The following is a 20214-nucleotide window of genomic DNA, read 5'->3' on the forward strand; positions in this document are numbered from 1 at the left end:
CGTGCCCCTATTGCCCCAGCCGTTCCAGCAAGGCCGGAACATGGACCTGGTCGGATTTGTAGTTGCCGGTCAGCACATGCATCACCAGGTTGACGCCGAACCGCCGGGACAGTTCGCGCTGCCGCTCTCCGGCGAAACCGCGCCCGACCGGCAGCAGAGGCCGCCCGTTTGCATCCACCGCCCAGGCCGAGGCCCAGTCGTTACCGCCGATCACCACCGGCGTCACCCCGTCATTGAGATTGCGAAAGGGAATGCCTTCGGTCTGCTGCGCATCGGGTGGTGCCGCCTCGACCCAGAGCGGGCCGCGGGGGTGGCGGCCGGGGAAGTCCTGCAAGAGGTAGAAGGTGCGGGTCAGAACATGGTCCGAGGGCAGCGGTTCCAGCGGTGGAATATCCAGCGCCAGCGCCAGCTGCTGCAAGCGGCGCGCTTCGGGGCTGGTGGCGCCGACGGCGGCCATATCCGCATCGCGGGTGTCGAACAGGATCATGCCGCCGCTGCGCAGGTAGGCGTTGAGCCTGTCATAGGCGGCTGGCGAGGGCAGTTTTTGATCGGCAGTCACCGGCCAGTACAGCAGCGGGAAGAAGGCCAGCTCATCGCGTTCCAGATCGACCCCAACCGGGGCCGACGGCTCGATCGAGGTGCGGAAGAACAGCGTATCTGACAGGCCTTGCAGGCCGGCGCGGGCAATCCGGTCGACCTCGGCATTGCCGGTCAGGACATGGGCAAGGGTCAGTTCGGCCGCTAGGGCGATGGGATCATTGGCACCGGCCTCCTGCGCCGCAGCACGATCCGGCGTCACGGCCATAGCAGCGGCGGCCAACAGGCCAATCAGCGGCAACAGTGCCGTTCTGCGCCGCAGTTGCGACAGCTGGCCGGACACCAGCAGCGTGGCCAGGATATCCAAGGCCAGCAACCCAACCGCCAGGCCAAGCAGCAGCCCGGCCAGCGGGCGTTCCTGCGGGGCGCTGTAGCCCGCAACGGTCACCGAAGAAGGCCAGGTGGCCGCCGTCAGGCTGTCGCCGGGGCGCAGCACGTTGCGCGCAAGCGTCTGGCTACCGCTGTCGTATAGACCGGGTCTGAGCGCCGGACCCGCAGGATCGGTGACAAGGGCGGGGCCCTGCACGCCCGGCAGGGTGCCCGCATCCAGCGCACGGCCAAACCCGTCCAGCACCGACACAGGCCGCCAGACCGTACCTTCAAGGCTGCTGGCCTCGGGGGTGCCGGTCGAGGAGGAGACCGCCAGCCGCTCCAGCATCTGCACGAATAGTCCCGAGAGCGGCAGGTTGCTCCATTCCGCGTTCGCTGTCACATGGAACAACACCACCTGCCCCTGTCCCAGGGGCTTGCGCGTCACCAGCGGCGTGCCATCGGCCAGTGTGGCGATGGAGCGCGCCGCAAGGGTGGGATCCGGCTGTGCCACAACCTGGGCGGTGACCGTGACCTCATCCGGGGCGACCAGCCCGACAAAGGGAGAGCCTTCGACAAAGGGCGCCAGGGTCTTGGGTTCGCCCCAGCTCATGGCGCCGCCGATGCTGCGCCCGCCTAGGCGCAGGCGTACGGGCATCAGCGGTTCTTCCTCGCTGCGGGCGGTATCGCTGGCAGCAAGGCGAGGTCCGGCAAAGCGCACCAGAAGGCCACCCGCTTCGACCCATTCGATCATCGCCTCTTCCTGCGCGGGCGGCAGGCGGGCCACATCGGCCAGGATAATCACATCCGGGTTGGCGGGCATAAGGTCGCTGAGGGCGCCCTCCAGAAGATCGGCAGAGGGCAGCAAGGCCTGTCGCAGGTAGTGGAGCGGCGACAGCAGGGCGAGGCCCTCATCCTCGCTGTCGGAGGCGATCAGGGCGACCTCGCGGCGGCGCAGCCCATCGTCGGCCAGGGCCACGGCACCGGCGCTGCGCAGGCCGCTGAGCTCGAACCGGGTGATGCGCGCGCGCAGCTCCGACGGCAGGGCGAGGCGCACCGTGGCGCGGCTGTCGCCGTCTTCAAACCGCAGCGTGGCCTGCGCGAGGCTGCGCAGGGTGCCGCCGGGATCACGGCCACGGGCCTGCAGGGGCAATTCTTCGGCGGGGCCCGCAAGGCTGCGTTCGGCGGTCAGTTCCAGCGCGCCATCCGCGATTGCAGGCGGGGCAAGGGCATAGACAGGACCGGGGTGTTCAAAGACGGAGACAGCGCCGCGTGCCTCCAGTGCGGTGATCAGGCGGTCACGGCCCGGATAATCCAGCGCATCGCTGAACCAGTGGGTTTCAAACGGTTCTGCGGCCTTGGCGAAATGCGCCAGCGCCTGCTCGATCTGATCTGCAGAGGGCTGCCAGGGCTGCGGGTTCAGACCGGGCAGTTGCTGCAGCCAGTCAGTGGCGGCGCGGAATTGCAGTTCTTGCGGATCGCTGAGGCGCATCAGGGCAACGGTACGACCTGCCCGCCCGGCTTCTTCCAGGCGCAGGGCGATTTGCTCGCGGGTTTCCTCCCAACCCTCGGCGCCCGCCCAGGTCGCATCCATGACCACCAACAGCGGCCCGCTGCCGGTCTGGCGCGTCTCGGGGTTCAGCACCGGGCCGGCAAGACCGATGATCGCCGCTGCCAGCGCCAGCATGCGCAGCAGCAACAGCCACCAGGGCGTGCGGTCCGACAGGCTTTCGTCATCGCCCAGGCCCAAGAGCAGCGTCACAGCCGGGAAGGCCTGGCGCCGGGGCGCTGGCGGTACGGCGCGCAGCAGCAGCCACAGGATCGGCAGGGCCAGTAGACCGAGCAGAAGCCATGGATAGGCAAATCCGATACCGGCGATCAGGGTCATGCGGCGGACCTTTCCAGCGCGTGATAGAGCCACATCAGCGCCGATTGCGCGGAATCGCCAGTGTGGTGCAGGCCCAGCCGCCAGCCCGCCGCGCGGCAGAGGGTTTCAAGGGCGTCGCGCCGCTCGACCAGCCGGTCCAGATAGCGATCCCGCAGGGCCGAGGCCTTCAGCGTTTCATGTGTCAGCCCGCCAGTGATGCTGTGAAACCGGGTGCGCCCGGAGAAGGGAAAACTCTCCTCGCTGGGGTCCAGCACCTGCAACAGCACCCCGCGCACACCCCGGTCGGCGGCCTTGGTCAGGGCCAGCTGCAATTCGTCAAAGGGACCCAGGAAGTCCGAGATGAACAGGGCGCGGGCATGGGGCACCATGGCGCGGTGTTCGGGCGGGGCGTAGTCGGCATCGTCCTCGGCGCTCAGCGCTTCGGCCAGACGCAGGACCTGCGCCTTGCCGCTGCGGGGCGGCAGCTTGCCGCCCGTCAGACCCACCCGTTCGCCGCCGCGCAGCATCAGCACCGAAGTTGCCAGCGCCAGCAGGCGGGCGCGGTCGATCTTCTGCGGTAGATCGGGGGAAGAGGAAAACCGCATCGAGGCGCCAAGGTCCGTCCACAGGTGCACGGTCTGGGCGATCTGCCATTCCCGTTCGCGCACGAACTGCACATCGCCGCGCGCCGAGCGGCGGTGGTCGATCATGCGGCGGCTGTCGCCCTGTTGCAGGGGGCGGTATTGCCAGAAATCATCGCCGGTTCCGGCGCGCCTGCGCCCGTGCTCTCCGAGCAGGACCGAGCCCGCCAGCATCTGCGCCTGCACCAGAAGGGGCGGCAGGGCGCTGGCCTCGGCCTCGGAGCGGTGGCGCAGATCGGCTGCGCCCGGCGCGGAAGAGGCAGCGGCCTGGTTCACGCGGCGGCCCCGGTGCGAGCGAGGCTTGCCGCGGTCTCGTCGATCAGATCGGCGAGGCTTTCGCCGCGGGCGCGGGCGGCAAAGTTCAACTGCATCCGGTGGGTCAGCACCGGGCGGGCCATCTCGATCACATCCTCGGCGCTGGGCGCAAGGCGCGCCTGCAACAGCGCGCGGGCGCGCACCGCCAGCATCAGCGCCTGTGCGGCGCGGGGCCCCGGCCCCCAGGCCACGGTCTGGGCCACACGGTCCGAGACACCGGGCTCATCCGGGCGGAAGGCACGTACCAGATCAAGGATCATCTCCACCACCGACTCCCCGACCGGCATGCGGCGCAAGAGGGTCTGGGCCGCGATCAGTTCCTCGGCGGTGAAGACCTGATGGGCCTCGGCCTCTTCCACGCCGGTGGTGGCCAGAAGGATATCGCGCTCGGTGCTTCGGTCAGGGTAATGCACGTCGATCTGGAACAGGAAGCGGTCCAGCTGCGCTTCGGGCAGGGGGTAGGTGCCTTCCTGCTCGATCGGGTTCTGGGTCGCCAGCACATGGAAGGGCGTGCCAAGCGGGCGATCTTCGCCGGCGACGGTCACGGTGCGCTCCTGCATCGCCTGCAACAGCGCCGACTGGGTGCGCGGGCTGGCGCGGTTGATCTCATCCGCCATCAAGAGCTGGCAGAAGATCGGTCCGGAGACAAAGCGGAAAGAGCGGCTGCCATCGGCGGCCTTGTCCAGCACCTCGGAGCCGAGGATGTCGGCGGGCATCAGGTCGGGGGTGAATTGGATGCGGTTGCCATCGAGCCCCATCACGGTCGAGAGCGTTTCCACCAGCCGCGTCTTGCCGAGGCCGGGCAGGCCGACCAGCAATCCATGCCCGCCGCACAGAAGGGTGGCAAGGGTCAGGTCCACGACCCGCTCCTGGCCGATAAAACGGCGGGTAATCGACCCGCGTGCCTGTTGCAGCTTGGTTTCGAGCGCTTCGATCTCGGCCAGCAGATCATCGGGTTCGGACATGACTTTCCTTTCACAGCGCGTATATGCATGTAGTGTATAGCGCCCAGCGGAAATGGCAAAAACAATGAGTGGACAAAACATCGTGACACCAACGGCCGACGGGCTGGCAGCCTCGGTCAAGGCGGCCCGCAAGGGGGGCGGATTGCCGCCCGTTCACCTGTGGAACCCGCCCTTTTGCGGCGATCTGGATATGCGCATCGCCCGCGATGGCAGCTGGTTTTATCTTGGCACACCCATTGGCCGCTTCGAACTGGTGCGGCTTTTTTCATCGATCCTGAAACGGGAAGGGGACCGGTATTTCCTGGTAACGCCGGTCGAGAAGGTTGGGATCACGGTCGATGATGCGCCCTTTGTTGCGGTGGACTTCGAGGGGACTGGAACGGGAGTGGATCAGGTCCTGAGGTTCACCACCCATGTGGGGGACACGGCCGTTGCGGGGGCGGATCACCCGATCCGCGTGGTGCGCGATCCCGAAACCGGTGAACCTTCGCCCTATGTGATGATCCGCGCGGGTCTTGAGGCGCTGATCGACCGCAAGAGCTTTTACCGGCTGGTGGAGCTTGGCAGCCATCACGAGGGCTGGTTCGGGCTGTGGTCATCGGGGCAGTTCTTCCCGTTGCTGCCGTCTTCAGAGCTGGAAGAGGGTTGAGCGCCGAGCGGAGCGTTCAAAGGGCTATCACGGGCGACATCTCGCAGGCGCTCTGAAACCGAGCGCGCTTCATTGGGCGGTAGTGCGTCGAAATTGTGGCAAGAATGTGGGGATTGCTTCCAATCTATCGTTTCCCATCCTTGGCGCTCATCCATACAGCGAGTAGACCTGCGGAAAACGACAGGACCCGCGATGCCACGCTTTGCTGCCAATATTTCACTACTTTTTGCTGAACTGCCCTATCTGGATCGCTTTGCGGCGGCGGCGCGCGCCGGGTTTGATGCGGTAGAGATCCTTTTTCCCTACGAACTAGCGGCCAAGGAAACTCAAAGAGCCCTGGTGTCCAACGGTTTGGAACTCTTGCTGATCAATGCGCCGCCGCCCAATTACACCGGCGGCATGCCCGGCTATGCGGCCCTTGCGGGTGGCAAGGAGCGGTTCCAGCGCGACATCCGCCGGGTGCTGCGCTACGCGGATATCCTGCGGCCCGGCGCCCTTCACATCATGGCAGGCTATGCCTCGGGCGACCTGGCGAAACAGACCTTCATCGAAAACCTGCAATGGGCGGCGGATCGCGCGCCCGCGCAGCAGTTCACCATCGAGCCGCTGAATGCCGGGGATCAACCGAATTACTTCCTCAATGACTACAATCTGGCGGCCGAGGTTCTGGATGCGGTGAACCGGCCTAACGTCGGCCTGCAATATGACGCCTATCACGCCCAGCTGATCCATGGTGACGCCCTGAAAGTCTGGGAGGAGTTCGGCAATCGGGCGGTGCACATCCAGATCGGCGCCGCGCCCGGGCGCTGCGAACCGGGCACCGGCCCGGTGGATTTTGAAGAGCTGTTCGCCGCCATCGATGACAGCGGCTACAAGGGCTGGGTCAGCGCCGAATACACGCCCTCTACCTTACGCACCGAAGACAGTTTGGGCTGGATGATCTGAGGCCTGCCTTCACGCGGACTTGTTTTGACGTGTGGTGGGCGCAGACTGGCATTCCCTTGGGAGGTATCACATAAAGACCTCAGAAATGCGACGTCAGGATCAATCCCAAGGAGGTGCCCCATGCTGCCTGCCCGCTTTGCGCCAGTTTTGTTCGGGTTTTTATTGTCGGGGATCATGTCCGGCATCGTGACCCTGGTGGCTGCCGTCAGGAATGTCGGGCTGGCAATCCAGGCTGTTGACGCCTGGCTCAACGCCTGGCTGTTCGGCTGGCCCGTCGCCTTTTGCGGCATCATGGTGGTTGCGCCCGTGGTGCGCGGCTTTGTGAACCGGTTGGTGAAGCAGGGGACATAAACCGGGTCGGGCTCAATATCCGGTAAGGCTCAGACCTCTGGACGGCGGCGGCAAAATCCTTCAGGTCATGGGGCGACTGCCCCCCTGACGCAAGGCGCCCGAGTGATGACTGCCAAGATCCCTGCCGATATCTCTGCCTTCCTGGCCGCCCAGGGAGAGGCTGATGCGACGCTTCTCCCCTTGCCCGGCGATGCCTCGGCGCGCCGCTATCTGCGGCTTGAGGGGCGCGGCAAGATGCTGATGGAGGACCGCCATGATCCGGCGGGGTTCGCGGGATTTGTCAAAATCGCCAGGCACCTCTCTGACCTTGGCCTCAGCGCGCCGCGCATCCATGGCGCCGACCCCGAGACGGGTCTGGCCCTGATCGAGGATTTCGGCAGCCGTACATACAGCGTGCAACTGGCCGCAGGCCGGGACGAGGCGGATCTCTATGCGCTGGCGGTGGAGGCGCTGCTGCATCTGCACCACCACCCAGAGGCGGTAAGGGTCGCGGTGCCGGACTACGAGCTGACCACCCTGCTGGACGAGCTGTCGATCTTCTCGCAGTGGTATGCACCCACCCTGCGCCCCGAGATCGACACGGCAGCGTTTGATGCGGCGTTTCGCGCACTCTGGCAGGATCCGCTGGCATCACTGGCAGGAGGTCCGCGCAGGCTGGTTTTGCGGGATTTCCACGTGGACAACCTGATGGAGCTGGACGGGCGCGAGGGGGTGCGCCGTTGCGGGCTTTTGGATTTTCAGGACGGGGTGATCGGCCCTGCGGAATACGATCTGGTCTCTTTGCTGCAGGATGCGCGCCGCGATCTGGCGCCGGGATTGGAGCAGGCGATGCTGGAGCGCTATATCGCGGCGGCCCCGGACGGAGCTGGTGGCCCGGATGACATATTGCGGCGCTATCACCTGTTGGGGGCGCAGCGCCACACGCGCATCGCGGGGGTATTCCAGCGTCTGGCCCTGCGTGACGGCAAACCGGGATATCTGCGCTTCCTGTCGCGCGTGCTGCGCCAGATGGAGGCGGCGCTGGAGGCCGCCGGGCTGTCCGAGGTGTCCGCCTTCCTGAACCGGGAGCTGCCGGGCTGGCAGCAAGTCTGAGAATTGTCATCTTGCCATGCGCGGGACATTGCCGCCGGAGGGGCTGCATGAAAGACACTGCATTCACGGGGATTGCCCTGCGCATCCTGTCGGGGCTCTTGTTCACCGGCATGGCGCTGTGCGTGAAAATGGCAAGCGGGCATGCCCCCTTGGGGCAGATTGTCTTTGCACGCTCCTTCTTTGCGCTCTTGCCGCTGGTTCTGTTCCTATGGCTGCGGGGCGAATGGCCGCATGGGTTGGCAACGCGGCGTCCCTTCGGCCACCTGTTGCGCTCGGGGCTGGGGGCGGCGGGGATGTTTGCCTCATTCGCCACCCTGGCGCGCCTGCCTGTGGCAGAGGCGACGATGCTGGCCTATCTGTCGCCGCTGTTCACGGCAGTGATTGCTGCGGTCTTCCTGTCCGAGCGGCTGACTCAGGCGCGGGTCTTGGGCATTGGCCTGGGGCTGCTGGGGGTTGCCTTGGCGACCGGACCCACCATCCTCGAAGGGGAGGGGCTCGCGGATGGGCAGCTTGTCGGCTATGGCCTTGGCGTTCTGACCGCCCTTCTGATCGCCCTGGCGCTGATCATGGTGCGGCGGCTCAGCCAGACCGAAACCGCCGGTTCCATTGCTTTCTATTTCATCCTGACTTCGATGGCGGGCGGGCTGGCGACACTGCCCTTTGGCTGGGTCTGGACCGACGGGCAAACGCTGCTGTTCCTGGTGCTGTCCGGCCTGTTCGGCGGTGGCGCCCATATCGCGATGACGCTGGCATTCCGCTATGCCGAGGCCTCGCGGCTGGCGCCGTTTGAGTATCTGGCGCTGATCTGGGCGGTTCTGGCCGATCAGATCCTCTTTGCGACCGCCCTGCCGCTGACCACGCTTGTAGCCATCGGTGTGATCCTCCTGGCTTCTGTTCTCGCCGCCTCCGAAGGGCGTCGGGCGAGGAAGCCGTCCTAAGCCTTCGCCAGCGTCTGCGCGACCATGCGCAGGTGGTCGGCCATCGCCGCCTCGGCCCCCGCAGCGTCGCCCTTGATGATCGTCTCTGCCAGGGTCTGATGCTGGTGCGCAAGCTGGGCAAAGACCGCATCCGAATAGGTCTCGGCACGCTGGCGTGTCCAGCTGGCCTCGCGCCGGACGCTGCGGATTGCCTCGTACATGCTCAGAAACAGGGCGTTGTGGGCCATCTCGGCGATCTTGTAGTGAAAGACATCGTCTGCCGCGTCATAGGCCGCCTGATCCGCAGCTGCCTGGGTGGCGGCGGCGATCTGGGCGAATTGATCCCGCTCCTGCGCCGTGGCGCGACGGGCGGCGAGCGCGGCCAGGGTCGGCTCCAGCCCCAGGCGCACCTCCATCACCTCGGCGGGGGTGATGCGCCGGGCCAGCGGTTTCAGCCGCGCGGCATCGGTGGCCGGGGGCGGCAGGGCAAAGGTGCCCTGACCGCGGCGGCGGAAGATCGTTCCCTCGGTGGCCAGAAGATCCAGCACCCGGCGCAGATGCGCGCGGCTGATGCCTTGCGCCTGGGCCAGCTCCCGTTCGGGTGGCAGGCGACCGTTCGCGTCCAGCAGATCTCCTTCGGCGATCTGACGGCGCAGGCGGCTGGCGATATCTTCGTCGCTGAGCATGGGAGCAGTCATGATGGTCTAGCCGAAGAACAGATCCTTGAACATGCGCGCGGCGGTGAACAACAGGAACAGGCCGAAGGACAGCCGCAGCGCCCGGCGTGGGATGCTATGGGCCAGCTTCACCCCAACTGGCGCAAATGTGGTGCTGAGCGGGATGATCACGGCGGCCAGGAACAGGTTCACGTAGCCAAACGAGAAGGGCGGCAGCCCCTCGGCGCCAAACCCCGTCGTCATGTAGATCAGCGCGCCCGGCACTGCGATGATGAAGCCGATGGCGGCCGAGGTGCCCACGGCCTTGCGGATGTCATAACCAAGGAAGTTCAGCATCGGCACGCAGACAGTGCCGCCGCCGATCCCCATCATGGCGGAAATCGCGCCTGCCACCACGCCCAGCCCGGCCCAGACAGGCTTCGAGAAACTGCGCGGGTTGTCGCTGTCCTGGGCCTTGCGCAGGATCATGTCGAGCGCAACCAGCACGGCCACCGTGGCAAAGACCGCGATCAGAACCTGCCCCGATACCACCCCGCCCAGGATGCCGCCGATCGCCACGCCAACCAGGATCGATGGCGCCCAGAGCTTGAGCAGATCCATGTCGATGGCGCCCTTCTTGTAGTGGCCATAGCCGGAGGAGATCGAGGTAAAGATGATGGTCGAAAGCGAGGTGCCCACCGCCACCTGCATGGTCAGCGCGGGCTCCATGCCGGTGAGCGACAGTGCAAAGTAAAGCGCGGGCACGATGACGATGCCACCGCCGACGCCCAGAAGACCGGCAAGGATGCCGCCCACGATACCGGATCCCGCGGCAACGGCGGCCAGGGTCAGAAGTGTGTTCATATCAAGCATGCAGTGTTTCCTTGTGGGGCTGTGTGGGGTGCTGTTTATCGACCGATGGCATAGGCCTGCATCAGGCGCGGCGTGGCGGCGGCCTGAAGCGTGCCATCGGCGTGGCGCAACGCGGCGGTCAGGCGGCCCACGGTCCAGGGGTCGGCGACGGTCACGATATGGCCACGGGCGCGCAGGGCGGCGATGGTGGCGGCGTCATAGCTTGCCTCGATCATAATCTCGCCGGGCAGCGCCTCGCGCGGGAAGAAACTGCCCTGGAAATGCATGGTATGGAACAGCGGCGCGTCCAGCCCCTGTTGCAGGTCGAACCCGTGGTGCACGAAACGCAGGAACCAGATCAGCTGCCACTGGTCCTGCTGATCGCCGCCGGGCGTGCCAAAGACCAGCCTTTGTCCGTCCTTTTCCGCAAGGCTGGGCGTCAGGGTGGTGCGGGGGCGGCGTCCCGGCGCCAGCGAGGTGGGCAGGCCCTCTTCCAGCCAGAACATCTGCGCGCGGGAATTGAGCGGAAAGCCAAGGCCGGGAATGACCGGATTGGATTGCAGCCAGCCACCCGAGGGCGTCGCCGAAACCATGTTGCCCCAGCGGTCGATGATATCCAGATGCACCGTATCGCCGCGTTTCTCGGTTAGGTGGGCCATGGTGGGTTCCTGCGGGGCGGCATCGGTGACACCAAAGTCGCGGGATGCGCGTTCGATATAGGCATCGGCCAGATGTTCGAAGCCTGGAACCCGACCCGGACGCTGCTCCATCGAGGCTTTGCGCGTGATCAGCTTTGCGCGTTCGGCGTTATAGGCATCGGACAGCAGCACCTCCAAAGGGACCTCGCTCTGTGCCGGGTCGCCGTAATAGGCTTCGCGGTCGGCATAGGCGAGCTTCATCGCCTCGACCACCGTGTGGGTGAATTCATCCCCGAGCGGGTCCATCCCGCCAAGGTCGAAGTGTTTCAGGATCGCCAGCCCCTGCAGCAGCACCGGCCCCTGCGACCAGGCATGGGTCTTGTGGACCGTCCAGCCGTGATAGTCATAGGTCAGAGTCGGCTCATAGCCCGCGCGCCAGCCTGCCATGTCGGCGGGGGCCATCACCGCGCGGTTCTTCTGCTCGGAGACATCATGCACGCTGGCCTCCGACAGGTAGTCAAAAATCGCATCGGCCACGAAACCTTCGGCCCAGGCAGAGCGGGCGGCGTCGATCTGGGTGGTACGCTCCTCACCAGCTGCCTCACCGATCTCCACAAGCCGCTGATAGGTGGCGGCAAGATCGGGGTTGCGGAACATGGCATTGGGTTCCGGCGCCGCGCCGCCCGGAGTCCAGACCTCGGCAGAAGAAGGCCATTCGCGGGCAAAGTACTCGGCAAGGCCCGCAATGGTATGGGCAACGCGCGGCAGCACCGGGTGGCCGTCGCGGGCATAGTCGATGGCGGGGTTCATCACCTCGCGCAGGGTCAGGCTGCCATGATCGCGCAGCATCAGCATCCAGCCGTCAAAGGCGCCGGGCACCACGGTGGACAAGAGCCCCGAGCCAGGGATCAGCGACAGGCCTTGCGCCTTGTAGTGTTCGATGGTGGCCCCGGCGGGCGCGGGGCCCTGGGCGGCCAGAACCTCGGTCTTGCCGGTTTTGGCGGAGTGGAAGATCGCGGGCAGGTCCCCCGCCGGGCCGTTCAGATGCGGCTCAACCACCTGCAGGACCAGCCCCGTCGCCACGGCGGCGTCAAAGGCATTGCCGCCCTTTTCCAGGATGCCGAACCCCACGGCCGAGGCGATCCAGTGGGTCGAGGTAGCGACGCCAAAGCTGCCGCGGATCTCGGGGCGGGTGGTAAAGGCGGACATGGGCGATCTCCACTGCCGATGGGTGCAACCGGGGTGGGTTGCAACCAATTTCGAATTGGTTTCGGTACATCGTGGAAGCCATGCCTGCTGTCAAGTCATCCTGCGGTGTGGTTCAGCCTGCTGTCAGTTCCCGCGCGGCCTTGGCCAGTGCGGTGATCCCGGCCCAGTCGCCTGCGGCCACCAGATCCGCCGGGGCGACCCAACTGCCGCCCGCGCAGATGACATTTGGCAGCGACAGGTAGGATTTCGCGTTTCCGGGGCTGACCCCGCCGGTGGGGCAGAAGGAGATCTGCGGCAGCGGCGCGCCGATGGCTTTCAGCGCCGGTGCACCGCCCGAGGCTTCGACCGGGAAGAATTTCAGCATGTCATAGCCGCGCTCCAACAGACGCATCGCCTCGGATGCGGTGGCAGCACCGGGCAGCATCGGCAGGCCCGCAGCCTCACAGGCGTCCAGCAGAGCGTCAGTCGCACCGGGAGAGACGCCGAACTGCGCGCCCGCTTCGACGGCGGCTTTCACATCCTCGGGAGTGACCAGCGTGCCCGCGCCGACCACGCCGCCGGGCACCAGGGCCATCTCGCGGATCACATCCAGGGCCGCTGGCGTGCGGAGGGTCACCTCAAGCGCGGGCAACCCACCTGCCACCAATGCCTCGGCCAGGGGGCGGGCATGGGCGACGTCATGGACCACCAGCACCGGAACTATGGGCGCCATCTGGCAGATCTCGCGGGTGCGGGCACTGGCGTCTTGGGGGGTGATGCTCATGGGGTCAGTCTCCGAAGATGCTGGCGCCGGTGTCGGCAGAGGTCACGGCGCGGCGGAACAGGGAAAACAGCTCGCGGCCGGTGCCATGCTGATAGGCGGAAAGGTCCGCCGTGGCAGGCGCACGGTCGAGCGCGCCGGGGGTGAGCACATCGAGCGTGCCGCTGGTGGCATCAAGCCGCAGCATGTCGCCATCGCGGATCCGGGCGATGGGGCCACCGTCCAGCGCTTCAGGCACCACATGGATGGCGGCGGGCACCTTGCCCGAAGCCCCCGACATACGCCCGTCGGTGACCAGCGCGACCTTGTGCCCCTTGCCCTGCAGGATGCCCAGCATTGGCGTCAGGCTGTGCAGTTCGGGCATGCCGTTCGCCTGTGGTCCCTGGAAGCGGACCACAAGGATCACATCGCCGGTGAATTCGCCTGCCTTGAAGGCGGCCTTGGCTTCTTCCTGGTCGTGAAAGACGCGGGCCGGGGCCTCGATCACATGATGTTCTTCGGCGACGGCAGAGACCTTGATCACCGCAGTGCCGAGGCTGCCGGTCAGCCGTTTCAGCCCGCCGGTTTTCTGGAAAGGCTCCGCGGCAGGGCGCAAGACACCCTCGTTCAGCGATTTCGTGGTGCCGGGGCGGAAGGTCAGGCCCTCTCCGGTCAGGAAGGGTTCCTGCGTGTAGTGGTCCAGTCCGGTGCCCGCGACCGTTTTGGTATCGGGATGCAGGAAGCCCGCGTTCAACAACTCGCCGATCATAAAGCCAAGCCCGCCCGCGGCGTGGAAATGGTTCACGTCGGCCAGACCGTTGGGGTAGACCCGCGCCAGCAGCGGCACCACCTCCGACAGGTCCGCGAAATCCTGCCAGTCGAGGATCACGCCCCCGGCGCGCGCCATGGCGATGAGGTGGATCAAGAGGTTGGTCGACCCGCCCGTGGCCATCAGCCCGACGATACCATTGGCATAGGCCTTCTCATCCAGCACATCACAGACTGGCGTGTAGCTGTTGCCAAGCGCCGAGAGCGACAACGCCCGCTTGGCGCCCTCGATGGTCAGCGCGTCGCGCAGGGGCGTGCCGGGGTTGACGAAAGAGGCGCCGGGCAGGTGCAGCCCCATGAACTCCATCAGCATCTGGTTGGTATTGGCGGTGCCATAGAACGTACAGGTGCCGGGGCCGTGGTAAGCGGCCATCTCGGCCTTCAAGAGTTCCTCCCGGCCGATTTCTCCGGCGGCGAACTTCTGGCGGATCTTGGCCTTGTCGTCATTTGCCAAGCCGCTGGTCATTGGCCCTGCAGGCAGGAACACCGCGGGCAGATGGCCGAAGGTCTGCGCCCCGATCACCAGGCCCGGCACGATCTTGTCGCAGACGCCAAGGAAGACCGCCGCGTCAAAGACGTTGTGGCTGAGCGCAACCCCGGTGGCCAGAGCGATGGTGTCGCGGGAAAAAAGGCTCAGCTCCATGCCTGCCTCGCCCTGGGTGACGCCATCGCACATGGCGGGCACGCCACCTGCGACCTGCGCGGTGCCGCCATTGGCGCGGACCGCATCGCGGATCAGGGTGGGGTAGGTTTCGAACGGCTGATGCGCCGAGAGCATGTCGTTATAGGCGGTGACGATCCCCAGATGGCCTGCGCTGCCGGTGGCAAGGGTTTCCTGGTCTGCGCCGGTGGCGGCATAGGCATGCGCCTGTCCCGAGCAGGAGAGATGCGCCCGCGCCGGTCCTTTTCCTTTCGCCGCGCGCATGCGGGCGAGATAGGCGCTGCGGCTCTGGGCGCTGCGGGCGATGATCCGTTCGGTGACCTCTGCGAGTCTCTGGTTCAAGCGCATGGGAGATGCCTTTCGGGTGTCTTGCACGGGCGGGCTGGAGGCGAAGGGTGAAAGATGCGTCAGTCTCCGATGCTACGCCATCGGCGCCCGTCACGATGCATCAGCAAAAGCGAATCCTCCGGCCCCGATCCGCCCCGATCATAGCGCTGCGGGGCGGTGCCTGCTTCGCTCCAGCCTGCGATGATCGGATCGGCCCAGGCCCAGGCGGCTTCGACCTCGTCACCGCGCATAAAGAGGGTCTGATTGCCCCGGATCACGTCCATGATCAGCCGTTCATAGGCATCCTGAGGACGGCCCGCATCGGGCAGGGATTCGGCAAAGGTCATATCAAGGTTGGCGCCGGTCAGACGCATGCCGCCGGGGCCGGGGTCCTTGATGGTGGTGCGCAGGGTGATGCCCTCATCCGGTTGCAGGCGGATCACCAGCACGTTGCCATGCACCCCGGCGGCGCCCTCAAAGATGTTGTGCGGCGGGTCGCGGAAGTAGACGGCGATCTCGGACACCCGCTCGCGCAGGCATTTGCCGGTGCGCAGGTAGAAGGGCGTTCCGGCCCAGCGCCAGTTCGCCACCTGCACCTTCATGGCGATGAAGCTTTCGGTGGTGCTGTCCGGGTTGCCCGCGTGATCGCGGTAGCTGTAGCCGTTCTGGCCGCGATACTGGCCGCGGGCGATATCGTCGGGGGCGACGGGATCCAGCGCCTCGATCACCTTGACCTTTTCATCGCGCACCGCGCTGGGAGTGAACCGGGCGGGCGGCTCCATCGCGGTGAGGCACAGCAGCTGCATCAGGTGGTTCTGCACCATGTCCCGCATGGCGCCGGAACGGTCGTAATACTCGCCGCGTCCCGCGACCCCGATGCTTTCGGCGACGGTGATCTGCACGTGGTCGATATGGGAGGAGTTCCACAGCGGCTCGAACAGCGAATTGGCAAAGCGCAGCGCCATCAGGTTCTGCACGGTTTCCTTGCCGAGGTAATGATCGATCCGGTAGATCTGACCCTCCTGGAAATGCGCCCGTAGCGCTTGGTTCAGCGCCTGCGCCGAGGCCAGATCATGCCCGAAGGGTTTTTCCAGCACGATGCGGCTTTCGGGTGTGGCGATGCCGCTGGCGCTCAGCCGATCCGCGATATCGGTGAACAGGCTGGGGCCGACCGACAGGTAGAAGGCGCGGATCACATCCGGGCGCAGGTGCTTGGTCAGCTCATCCCAGCCTGTGTCGCCACGGGCATCGACCGGCACGTAGTCCAGAAGCGCGGCAAAGGCGGCGATGTCTTCCTCGGTGGTTTCGCCGGGCTGACCGAATTCGCGGATGGCATCGGCGGTCAGGTCGCGAAATCCCTGCTGGTCGAGATCTGCGCGCGAGGTGCCGATGATACGGCTTTGGGCGTCGAACTGGCCGATCTGGAACCGGTGAAACAGGCTGGGCAGGATCTTGCGGCGGGCCAGGTCCCCTGTGGCGCCAAAGAGGAGCAGATCAAAAGGGTCTACGGGGATAACGCGGGAAACCATGTGTCTGTCAGATCCTCGATGAAGGCCGTTTTGCGGTCAGCCCGTTTTGCGGGTGAGTTGCGACAAGAGACCTCGGGTAGAGCCATCCTTGCCAGCACTGTCTGCGCCCTCGACCATCGGCAGCAGGCTCAGCGCCAGCTCCTTGCCCAGTTCCACGCCCCATTGGTCGAAGGAGTTGATCCCCCAGATCACCCCTTCGGTGAACACCCGGTGCTCATAAAGCGCAATGATCTGCCCCAGAACGAATGGTGTCAGCTTGTCATAGACGATGGTGACAGAGGGACGGTTGCCTGGGAAGGTCAACTGGCCCGCCATCCGCTCCAGTTCTGCGCCCGCAAAGCCGCGTTGCGCTGCCAGGGCGCGGGCGTCTTCAGGGCTGCGGCCCCGCATCAGCGCTTCGGATTGCGCCAGGCAGTTGGCCACCAGCATGCGGTGTTGATGGGCCAGATCTGGTTCATGGCCTTCGGCGCCGATCAGGAATTCGGTCGGTACCACATGGCTGCCTTGGTGCAACAGTTGATAGAAGGCGTGCTGACCATTGGTGCCCGGCTCCCCCCAGACGATCGGGCCGGAGTTGCGGGTGAGCGCCTCACCCTCCAGTGTGACGCCCTTGCCGTTGCTTTCCATGTCCAGCTGCTGGAGATAGGCGGGCAGGCGGGCGAGGCGCTGCTCATAGGGCAGCACCGCGCGGCTGTCATAGCCGCAGATGTTGGTGTGCCAGATCCCGATCAACCCCAGCAGCACCGGCAGGTTCTGCGCAAGCGGCGCCGAGCGGAAATGCGCATCCATGGCCGCTGCGCCGCTGAGAAGGGCGCGAAAGTTCCGAGGTCCAACGGCGATCAGGATCGGCAGCCCGATTGGCCCCCACATGGAGTAGCGCCCCCCCACCCAATCGGCAAAGCCGAAAACGCGTTCGGGCAGGACGCCAAAGGCGGCGGTCTTGTCCTGGGCGGTTGAGACAGCCGCCAGATGTTTCTGTGCCCCGTCACCCACCGCGGCCTGCAGCCAGGTCATGGCGGCGGCGGCGTTGGCCATGGTCTCGACCGTTGTGAAGGTCTTGGAGGCGATGACGATCAGCGTGGTTTCGGGGTTCAGATCTTTCAGAGTATCGCGGATATGGGCGCCATCGACGTTGGAGACGAAATGGCAGCGCGGCCCGTCGTGATAGGGAGCCAGCGCCAGGGTGGCCATGACCGGCCCCAGATCCGAGCCGCCGATGCCGATATTGACCACATCGGTAAACCGCGCGCCGGTTGCGGAGGTCAGGCTGCCGTTGCGCAGCGCTTCGGCGAACTCTTCCATTCGGGCCAGGGTTTGCCGGACCGCAGGCATGACGTCCTGACCATCGACCATGATCGCCGCGTCGTCCTGGGCGCGCAGGGCCGTGTGCAGCACGGCGCGGTTTTCGGTTTGATTGATCCGGTCCCCCCGGAACATCGCCGCGATCCGGTCGGTCAGGTTGGAATGTTCCGCCAGTTGGACCAGCAGTTCAAGCGCGGTACGATCCAGGCTGGTCTTTGAATAGTCCAGCAGGAGACCGTCGCTTTCGGCAGAGAAGTCTTCGAAACGGGTATCGTCATCGAACAGGGACAACAGAGCTGTGTCGGCTGTCTCGGCTCGGTGTCGGGCCAGGTGTGCCCAGATATCGCTCATTCCAACGGTTTCCTTACAATTGGCTGGCCAGGATATTGCGGCATGTTCCGAACCGGACGCGTTAGCGCTAACTTTGGTAGTCTTAAATCCGGGAACGCGCAATAGATTTAGCCGAGTTATTTCAGGACGTCGTACGTGCGTCAATTCGGTGAGGCAGAAAGCAGCGGTCTTGCACAGCAGGCCAGGGCTCCCGCCCGTTGCGGGGTATCCAATGGGATACCTCCTCACGGTTGGGCCCGGCGCCGCGCGAAGCGCGGCGCCGGGCCCAAGTCGGAAGGCAGCTTTTCAAAGCTGGTTTCAGGCGCGGGAGCATCTGCCGGATGCACCTCGGTCATGCGGTGGCTTGCAAAACAGCCGGGGAGTCGACGCCGCCGATGTTGCACAGATGGGTGACGACCTCCGAGACGCCCCTGCCGTGGCGCAGGCTGGTGAAGACAAAGGGAAGCGCCCCCCGCATCCGGGCAGCGTCCCGCTCCATCACGTCAAGCGAGGCGCCCACATGAGGCGCAAGGTCGGTCTTGTTGATGATCAGAAGGTCCGATCGTGTGATCGCCGGGCCACCCTTGCGTGGGATCTCCTCGCCCGCCGCCACATCGATCACATAGAGCGTCACATCGGCCAGTTCCGGGCTGAAGGTGGCCGACAGGTTGTCACCACCGCTTTCGATCAGCACGATCTCCAGATCCGCATGGCGCGCCTGCATCTCGGCCACGGCAGCCAGGTTGATCGAGGCATCCTCGCGGATCGCCGTATGGGGGCAACCGCCGGTTTCGACCCCGATCACCCGGTCCTGCGGCAGCACCTGCATGCGCATCAGCGCCTCGGCGTCTTCCTGGGTGTAGATGTCATTGGTGATCACCCCGATCGAGTGATGCCGCGACAGCGCGCGTGCCAGCTGCGCCGTCAGGGTGGTTTTCCCGGCGCCGACCGGCCCGCCGATGCCAACGCGAAGGGGTCCGTTGAAACTGCTCATGAGCGAAAGATCCTCGAATACTGGGTTTCATGATGCATCGATGCAATGTCCGAGGCAAAGCTTGCTCCGGCCAGCGCTGTCAGATCTCTATCCAGCGCGTTCTGCGCCGCCTCTCGAATGAGCGGAGCCAGATCCGTCAGCACTCGCTGCCCCTCAAGCTGACCGACCGGTAAAAGCCGTTGCGCCGCAGCCACCAGGTTCGACACGAAAGCATGGACATACATCTGCAGGGTCAGGTCCAGCGACAGCCCATGCAGCCGCGCGGCCCGCCCCACCGCCACCGGATAGGTCAGATCCGGAAGGTCATGCCCCCAGACCCCGGCGGTGGTCTGGCAGAAGGCCCGGCCTTGGTTCACGGTTTCGGCCAGCCGTTCGCGCGAGGGTGCAAAGGCGCGGGATCTTGCGTCCACCTGCGCCACCGTGGCCTCATCCCCGGCCCGATAGGCGCAGGCCAGCAGGATCGGATCTGTGCGTCCCGCGCCATAAAGCAGGAGATCGCCCAGCCAATCGCTCAGCGTCCTCCCATCGGTGACCTGACCTGCAGCGCAGGCCGCCTCCAGCCCGTGGGAATAGGCAAAGGCACCTACCGGGTAGGCCGGGGACAGCCACTGCATCAACAGGACGGCGCCAGGTTCAATGCTCATGGCTGTGCCCCGCCGCATGATCGTGATTGTGGTCGTGATCGTGGGAATGCCCGTGCCCGTGATCATGCCCGTGCTCAGGACTGTGCGTATGGCCGTGATCGTGCGAATGGGTGCGCCCGTGACCATAGGCTCCGCCTTCCGGCGTGAAGGGCTCGGTGACCTCGGCCACCCTGGCGCCAAGCTGTTCCAACATGGCGCGGATCACGTGATCGCGCTGGATCAGCAGCCGCTGCGGAGAAATCTGGCAGGGGGTGTGGCGGTTGCCGATATGCCAGGCCAGGCGCACCAGCTCTCCCTCTTCATCCGAGGTGATTTCAAGCAGTTCTTCGGGGGCGGCGACGACAGCGATTTCGCCACCGTCTTCCAGCACCAGAACGCCATTGTGGTCGAGCGAGGTCGTCTGTGGCAGATCCACCAGCAGGCGGGCGCCGCCTTGGGTGGTCAGCACCTTGCGGCGCAGAAAGCGCGCCTCGTAATCCAGCAGAACCCAGTCTTGCGGTTCTGGCTTATGAGCGTGCCCGTGATAGTGCCGGGCAATCAGGCGATGAAGCTGCGTGGGGGCGGTCATGACAGCCCCCCGCGTAGCATTGTTCGGTCCGCGGCTGTGCGGCTCAGATGTAGTAGACGTCCGAGAAGACGTGCTGGACGATCTCGTCGCGCTTGAGACCGCGCTCTGCCAGTTCGGCGTCGCTCAGGGCCATCAGGGTTCGTACCTTGCGGCTGCGGTCGTTGGCTTCGCCCATGGCGATCAATCCGTTGCCGATCACCACAAAGGGTTTCGCCAGGATCTTCAGGACGGAGGTTGCGCTGGCCGATGCGGCCGGTGCGGTGTGATGTGTTGTATATGCCATTGGAGG

At 65.6% G+C, this 20214-nt stretch carries 19 protein-coding genes; 5 read left to right on the forward strand and 14 right to left on the reverse strand.

The features are described from left to right. Positions 1–7 precede the first annotated feature (7 nt). Genes PXK01_RS02785 through PXK01_RS02795 form a run of 3 tightly spaced genes read right to left on the reverse strand, consistent with a single transcriptional unit; the run spans position 8 to position 4694 of the window. A complete protein-coding gene (locus tag PXK01_RS02785; RefSeq protein ID WP_274858779.1) occupies positions 8–2794 on the reverse strand; it encodes a DUF4159 domain-containing protein in 2787 nt (928 codons plus the stop codon). Then, positions 2791–3690 carry a DUF58 domain-containing protein gene (locus PXK01_RS02790; protein ID WP_446728414.1) on the reverse strand — a complete coding sequence of 300 codons (900 nt, stop codon included), beginning with the start codon at positions 3688–3690 and terminating at the stop codon, positions 2791–2793. Before PXK01_RS02790 ends, PXK01_RS02785 begins: the two co-directional genes overlap by 4 nt. Then, positions 3687–4694, reverse strand: a complete 1008-nt coding sequence (locus PXK01_RS02795; RefSeq protein ID WP_274858781.1) for an AAA family ATPase — start codon at positions 4692–4694, stop codon at positions 3687–3689. The genes PXK01_RS02790 and PXK01_RS02795 overlap by 4 nt, the downstream gene beginning before the upstream one ends. Positions 4695–4758: 64 nt before the next feature. Here PXK01_RS02795 and PXK01_RS02800 point away from each other — a divergent pair, with 64 nt between their 5' ends. The 5 genes from PXK01_RS02800 (at position 4759) to PXK01_RS02820 (ending at position 8669) form a co-directional block, all read left to right on the forward strand. After that, entirely contained in the window at positions 4759–5343 is a 585-nt protein-coding gene (locus tag PXK01_RS02800) for a DUF1285 domain-containing protein (protein ID WP_274858782.1), read from the forward strand. Positions 5344–5535: 192 nt separating this feature from the next. Next, the gene (locus PXK01_RS02805; protein ID WP_274847759.1) at positions 5536–6288 is read left to right on the forward strand and encodes a hydroxypyruvate isomerase family protein; all 753 of its coding nucleotides are present in this window, start codon (positions 5536–5538) and stop codon (positions 6286–6288) included. 120 nt (positions 6289–6408) lie between these two features. Then, positions 6409–6639, forward strand: coding sequence for a DUF2798 domain-containing protein (locus tag PXK01_RS02810; protein WP_274847760.1), 231 nt, complete (start codon positions 6409–6411; stop codon positions 6637–6639). 105 nt (positions 6640–6744) lie between these two features. Continuing rightward, complete coding sequence (locus PXK01_RS02815) at positions 6745–7731, forward strand: aminoglycoside phosphotransferase family protein (RefSeq protein ID WP_274858784.1); 987 nt, start codon at positions 6745–6747, stop codon at positions 7729–7731. Positions 7732–7778: 47 nt separating this feature from the next. Next, positions 7779–8669, forward strand: a complete 891-nt coding sequence (locus PXK01_RS02820; protein WP_274858786.1) for a DMT family transporter — start codon at positions 7779–7781, stop codon at positions 8667–8669. Here PXK01_RS02820 and PXK01_RS02825 read toward each other — a convergent pair. From PXK01_RS02825 to PXK01_RS02875, 11 genes are all read right to left on the reverse strand, one after another. Further along, complete coding sequence (locus PXK01_RS02825) at positions 8666–9334, reverse strand: FadR/GntR family transcriptional regulator (RefSeq protein WP_274858787.1); 669 nt, start codon at positions 9332–9334, stop codon at positions 8666–8668. The genes PXK01_RS02820 and PXK01_RS02825 overlap by 4 nt on opposite strands. Positions 9335–9352: 18 nt before the next feature. Then, positions 9353–10177, reverse strand: coding sequence for a sulfite exporter TauE/SafE family protein (locus tag PXK01_RS02830; RefSeq protein WP_274847764.1), 825 nt, complete (start codon positions 10175–10177; stop codon positions 9353–9355). A 35-nt stretch (positions 10178–10212) separates the two neighbouring features. After that, on the reverse strand, positions 10213–12003 hold the full coding sequence (locus PXK01_RS02835; RefSeq protein ID WP_274858789.1) for a gamma-glutamyltransferase family protein: 1791 nt from the start codon (positions 12001–12003) through the stop codon (positions 10213–10215). 112 nt (positions 12004–12115) lie between these two features. Continuing rightward, positions 12116–12766, reverse strand: a complete 651-nt coding sequence (eda, locus tag PXK01_RS02840) for a bifunctional 4-hydroxy-2-oxoglutarate aldolase/2-dehydro-3-deoxy-phosphogluconate aldolase (RefSeq protein WP_274858790.1) — start codon at positions 12764–12766, stop codon at positions 12116–12118. A 4-nt stretch (positions 12767–12770) separates the two neighbouring features. Continuing rightward, positions 12771–14579, reverse strand: coding sequence for a phosphogluconate dehydratase (gene edd, locus PXK01_RS02845; protein WP_274847768.1), 1809 nt, complete (start codon positions 14577–14579; stop codon positions 12771–12773). A 59-nt stretch (positions 14580–14638) separates the two neighbouring features. Beyond that, positions 14639–16087 carry a glucose-6-phosphate dehydrogenase gene (zwf, locus tag PXK01_RS02850; RefSeq protein WP_274858791.1) on the reverse strand — a complete coding sequence of 483 codons (1449 nt, stop codon included), beginning with the start codon at positions 16085–16087 and terminating at the stop codon, positions 14639–14641. A gap of 36 nt (positions 16088–16123) precedes the next feature. After that, positions 16124–17740, reverse strand: coding sequence for a glucose-6-phosphate isomerase (gene pgi, locus PXK01_RS02855; protein ID WP_274858792.1), 1617 nt, complete (start codon positions 17738–17740; stop codon positions 16124–16126). Positions 17741–18071: 331 nt separating this feature from the next. Then, positions 18072–18713, reverse strand: coding sequence for an urease accessory protein UreG (gene ureG, locus PXK01_RS02860; RefSeq protein WP_274858794.1), 642 nt, complete (start codon positions 18711–18713; stop codon positions 18072–18074). Then, a complete protein-coding gene (locus tag PXK01_RS02865) occupies positions 18710–19357 on the reverse strand; it encodes an urease accessory protein UreF (protein WP_274847772.1) in 648 nt (215 codons plus the stop codon). Before PXK01_RS02865 ends, ureG begins: the two co-directional genes overlap by 4 nt. Beyond that, on the reverse strand, positions 19347–19925 hold the full coding sequence (gene ureE / locus PXK01_RS02870; protein WP_274858796.1) for an urease accessory protein UreE: 579 nt from the start codon (positions 19923–19925) through the stop codon (positions 19347–19349). The genes PXK01_RS02865 and ureE overlap by 11 nt, the downstream gene beginning before the upstream one ends. Positions 19926–19968: 43 nt before the next feature. After that, the gene (locus PXK01_RS02875) at positions 19969–20208 is read right to left on the reverse strand and encodes a hypothetical protein (protein ID WP_274858798.1); all 240 of its coding nucleotides are present in this window, start codon (positions 20206–20208) and stop codon (positions 19969–19971) included. Positions 20209–20214: the final 6 nt, after the last annotated feature.

The sequence above is a fragment of the Phaeobacter sp. PT47_59 genome (genome assembly GCF_028890025.1).
In the GTDB taxonomy this organism is placed as follows: Bacteria; Pseudomonadota; Alphaproteobacteria; order Rhodobacterales; family Rhodobacteraceae; genus Phycobacter.

Coding starts and splice junctions, on each gene's coding strand:
- PXK01_RS02785 (WP_274858779.1), bottom strand. CDS start 2,794: ATGACCCTGATCGCCGGTATCGGATTTGCCTATCCATGGCTTCTGCTC.
- PXK01_RS02795 (WP_274858781.1), bottom strand. CDS start 4,694: ATGTCCGAACCCGATGATCTGCTGGCCGAGATCGAAGCGCTCGAAACC.
- PXK01_RS02800 (WP_274858782.1), top strand. CDS start 4,759: ATGAGTGGACAAAACATCGTGACACCAACGGCCGACGGGCTGGCAGCC.
- PXK01_RS02805 (WP_274847759.1), top strand. CDS start 5,536: ATGCCACGCTTTGCTGCCAATATTTCACTACTTTTTGCTGAACTGCCC.
- PXK01_RS02810 (WP_274847760.1), top strand. CDS start 6,409: ATGCTGCCTGCCCGCTTTGCGCCAGTTTTGTTCGGGTTTTTATTGTCG.
- PXK01_RS02815 (WP_274858784.1), top strand. CDS start 6,745: ATGACTGCCAAGATCCCTGCCGATATCTCTGCCTTCCTGGCCGCCCAG.
- PXK01_RS02820 (WP_274858786.1), top strand. CDS start 7,779: ATGAAAGACACTGCATTCACGGGGATTGCCCTGCGCATCCTGTCGGGG.
- PXK01_RS02825 (WP_274858787.1), bottom strand. CDS start 9,334: ATGCTCAGCGACGAAGATATCGCCAGCCGCCTGCGCCGTCAGATCGCC.
- PXK01_RS02830 (WP_274847764.1), bottom strand. CDS start 10,177: ATGCTTGATATGAACACACTTCTGACCCTGGCCGCCGTTGCCGCGGGA.
- PXK01_RS02835 (WP_274858789.1), bottom strand. CDS start 12,003: ATGTCCGCCTTTACCACCCGCCCCGAGATCCGCGGCAGCTTTGGCGTC.
- eda (WP_274858790.1), bottom strand. CDS start 12,766: ATGAGCATCACCCCCCAAGACGCCAGTGCCCGCACCCGCGAGATCTGC.
- edd (WP_274847768.1), bottom strand. CDS start 14,579: ATGCGCTTGAACCAGAGACTCGCAGAGGTCACCGAACGGATCATCGCC.
- zwf (WP_274858791.1), bottom strand. CDS start 16,087: ATGGTTTCCCGCGTTATCCCCGTAGACCCTTTTGATCTGCTCCTCTTT.
- pgi (WP_274858792.1), bottom strand. CDS start 17,740: ATGAGCGATATCTGGGCACACCTGGCCCGACACCGAGCCGAGACAGCC.
- ureG (WP_274858794.1), bottom strand. CDS start 18,713: ATGAGCAGTTTCAACGGACCCCTTCGCGTTGGCATCGGCGGGCCGGTC.
- PXK01_RS02865 (WP_274847772.1), bottom strand. CDS start 19,357: ATGAGCATTGAACCTGGCGCCGTCCTGTTGATGCAGTGGCTGTCCCCG.
- ureE (WP_274858796.1), bottom strand. CDS start 19,925: ATGACCGCCCCCACGCAGCTTCATCGCCTGATTGCCCGGCACTATCAC.
- PXK01_RS02875 (WP_274858798.1), bottom strand. CDS start 20,208: ATGGCATATACAACACATCACACCGCACCGGCCGCATCGGCCAGCGCA.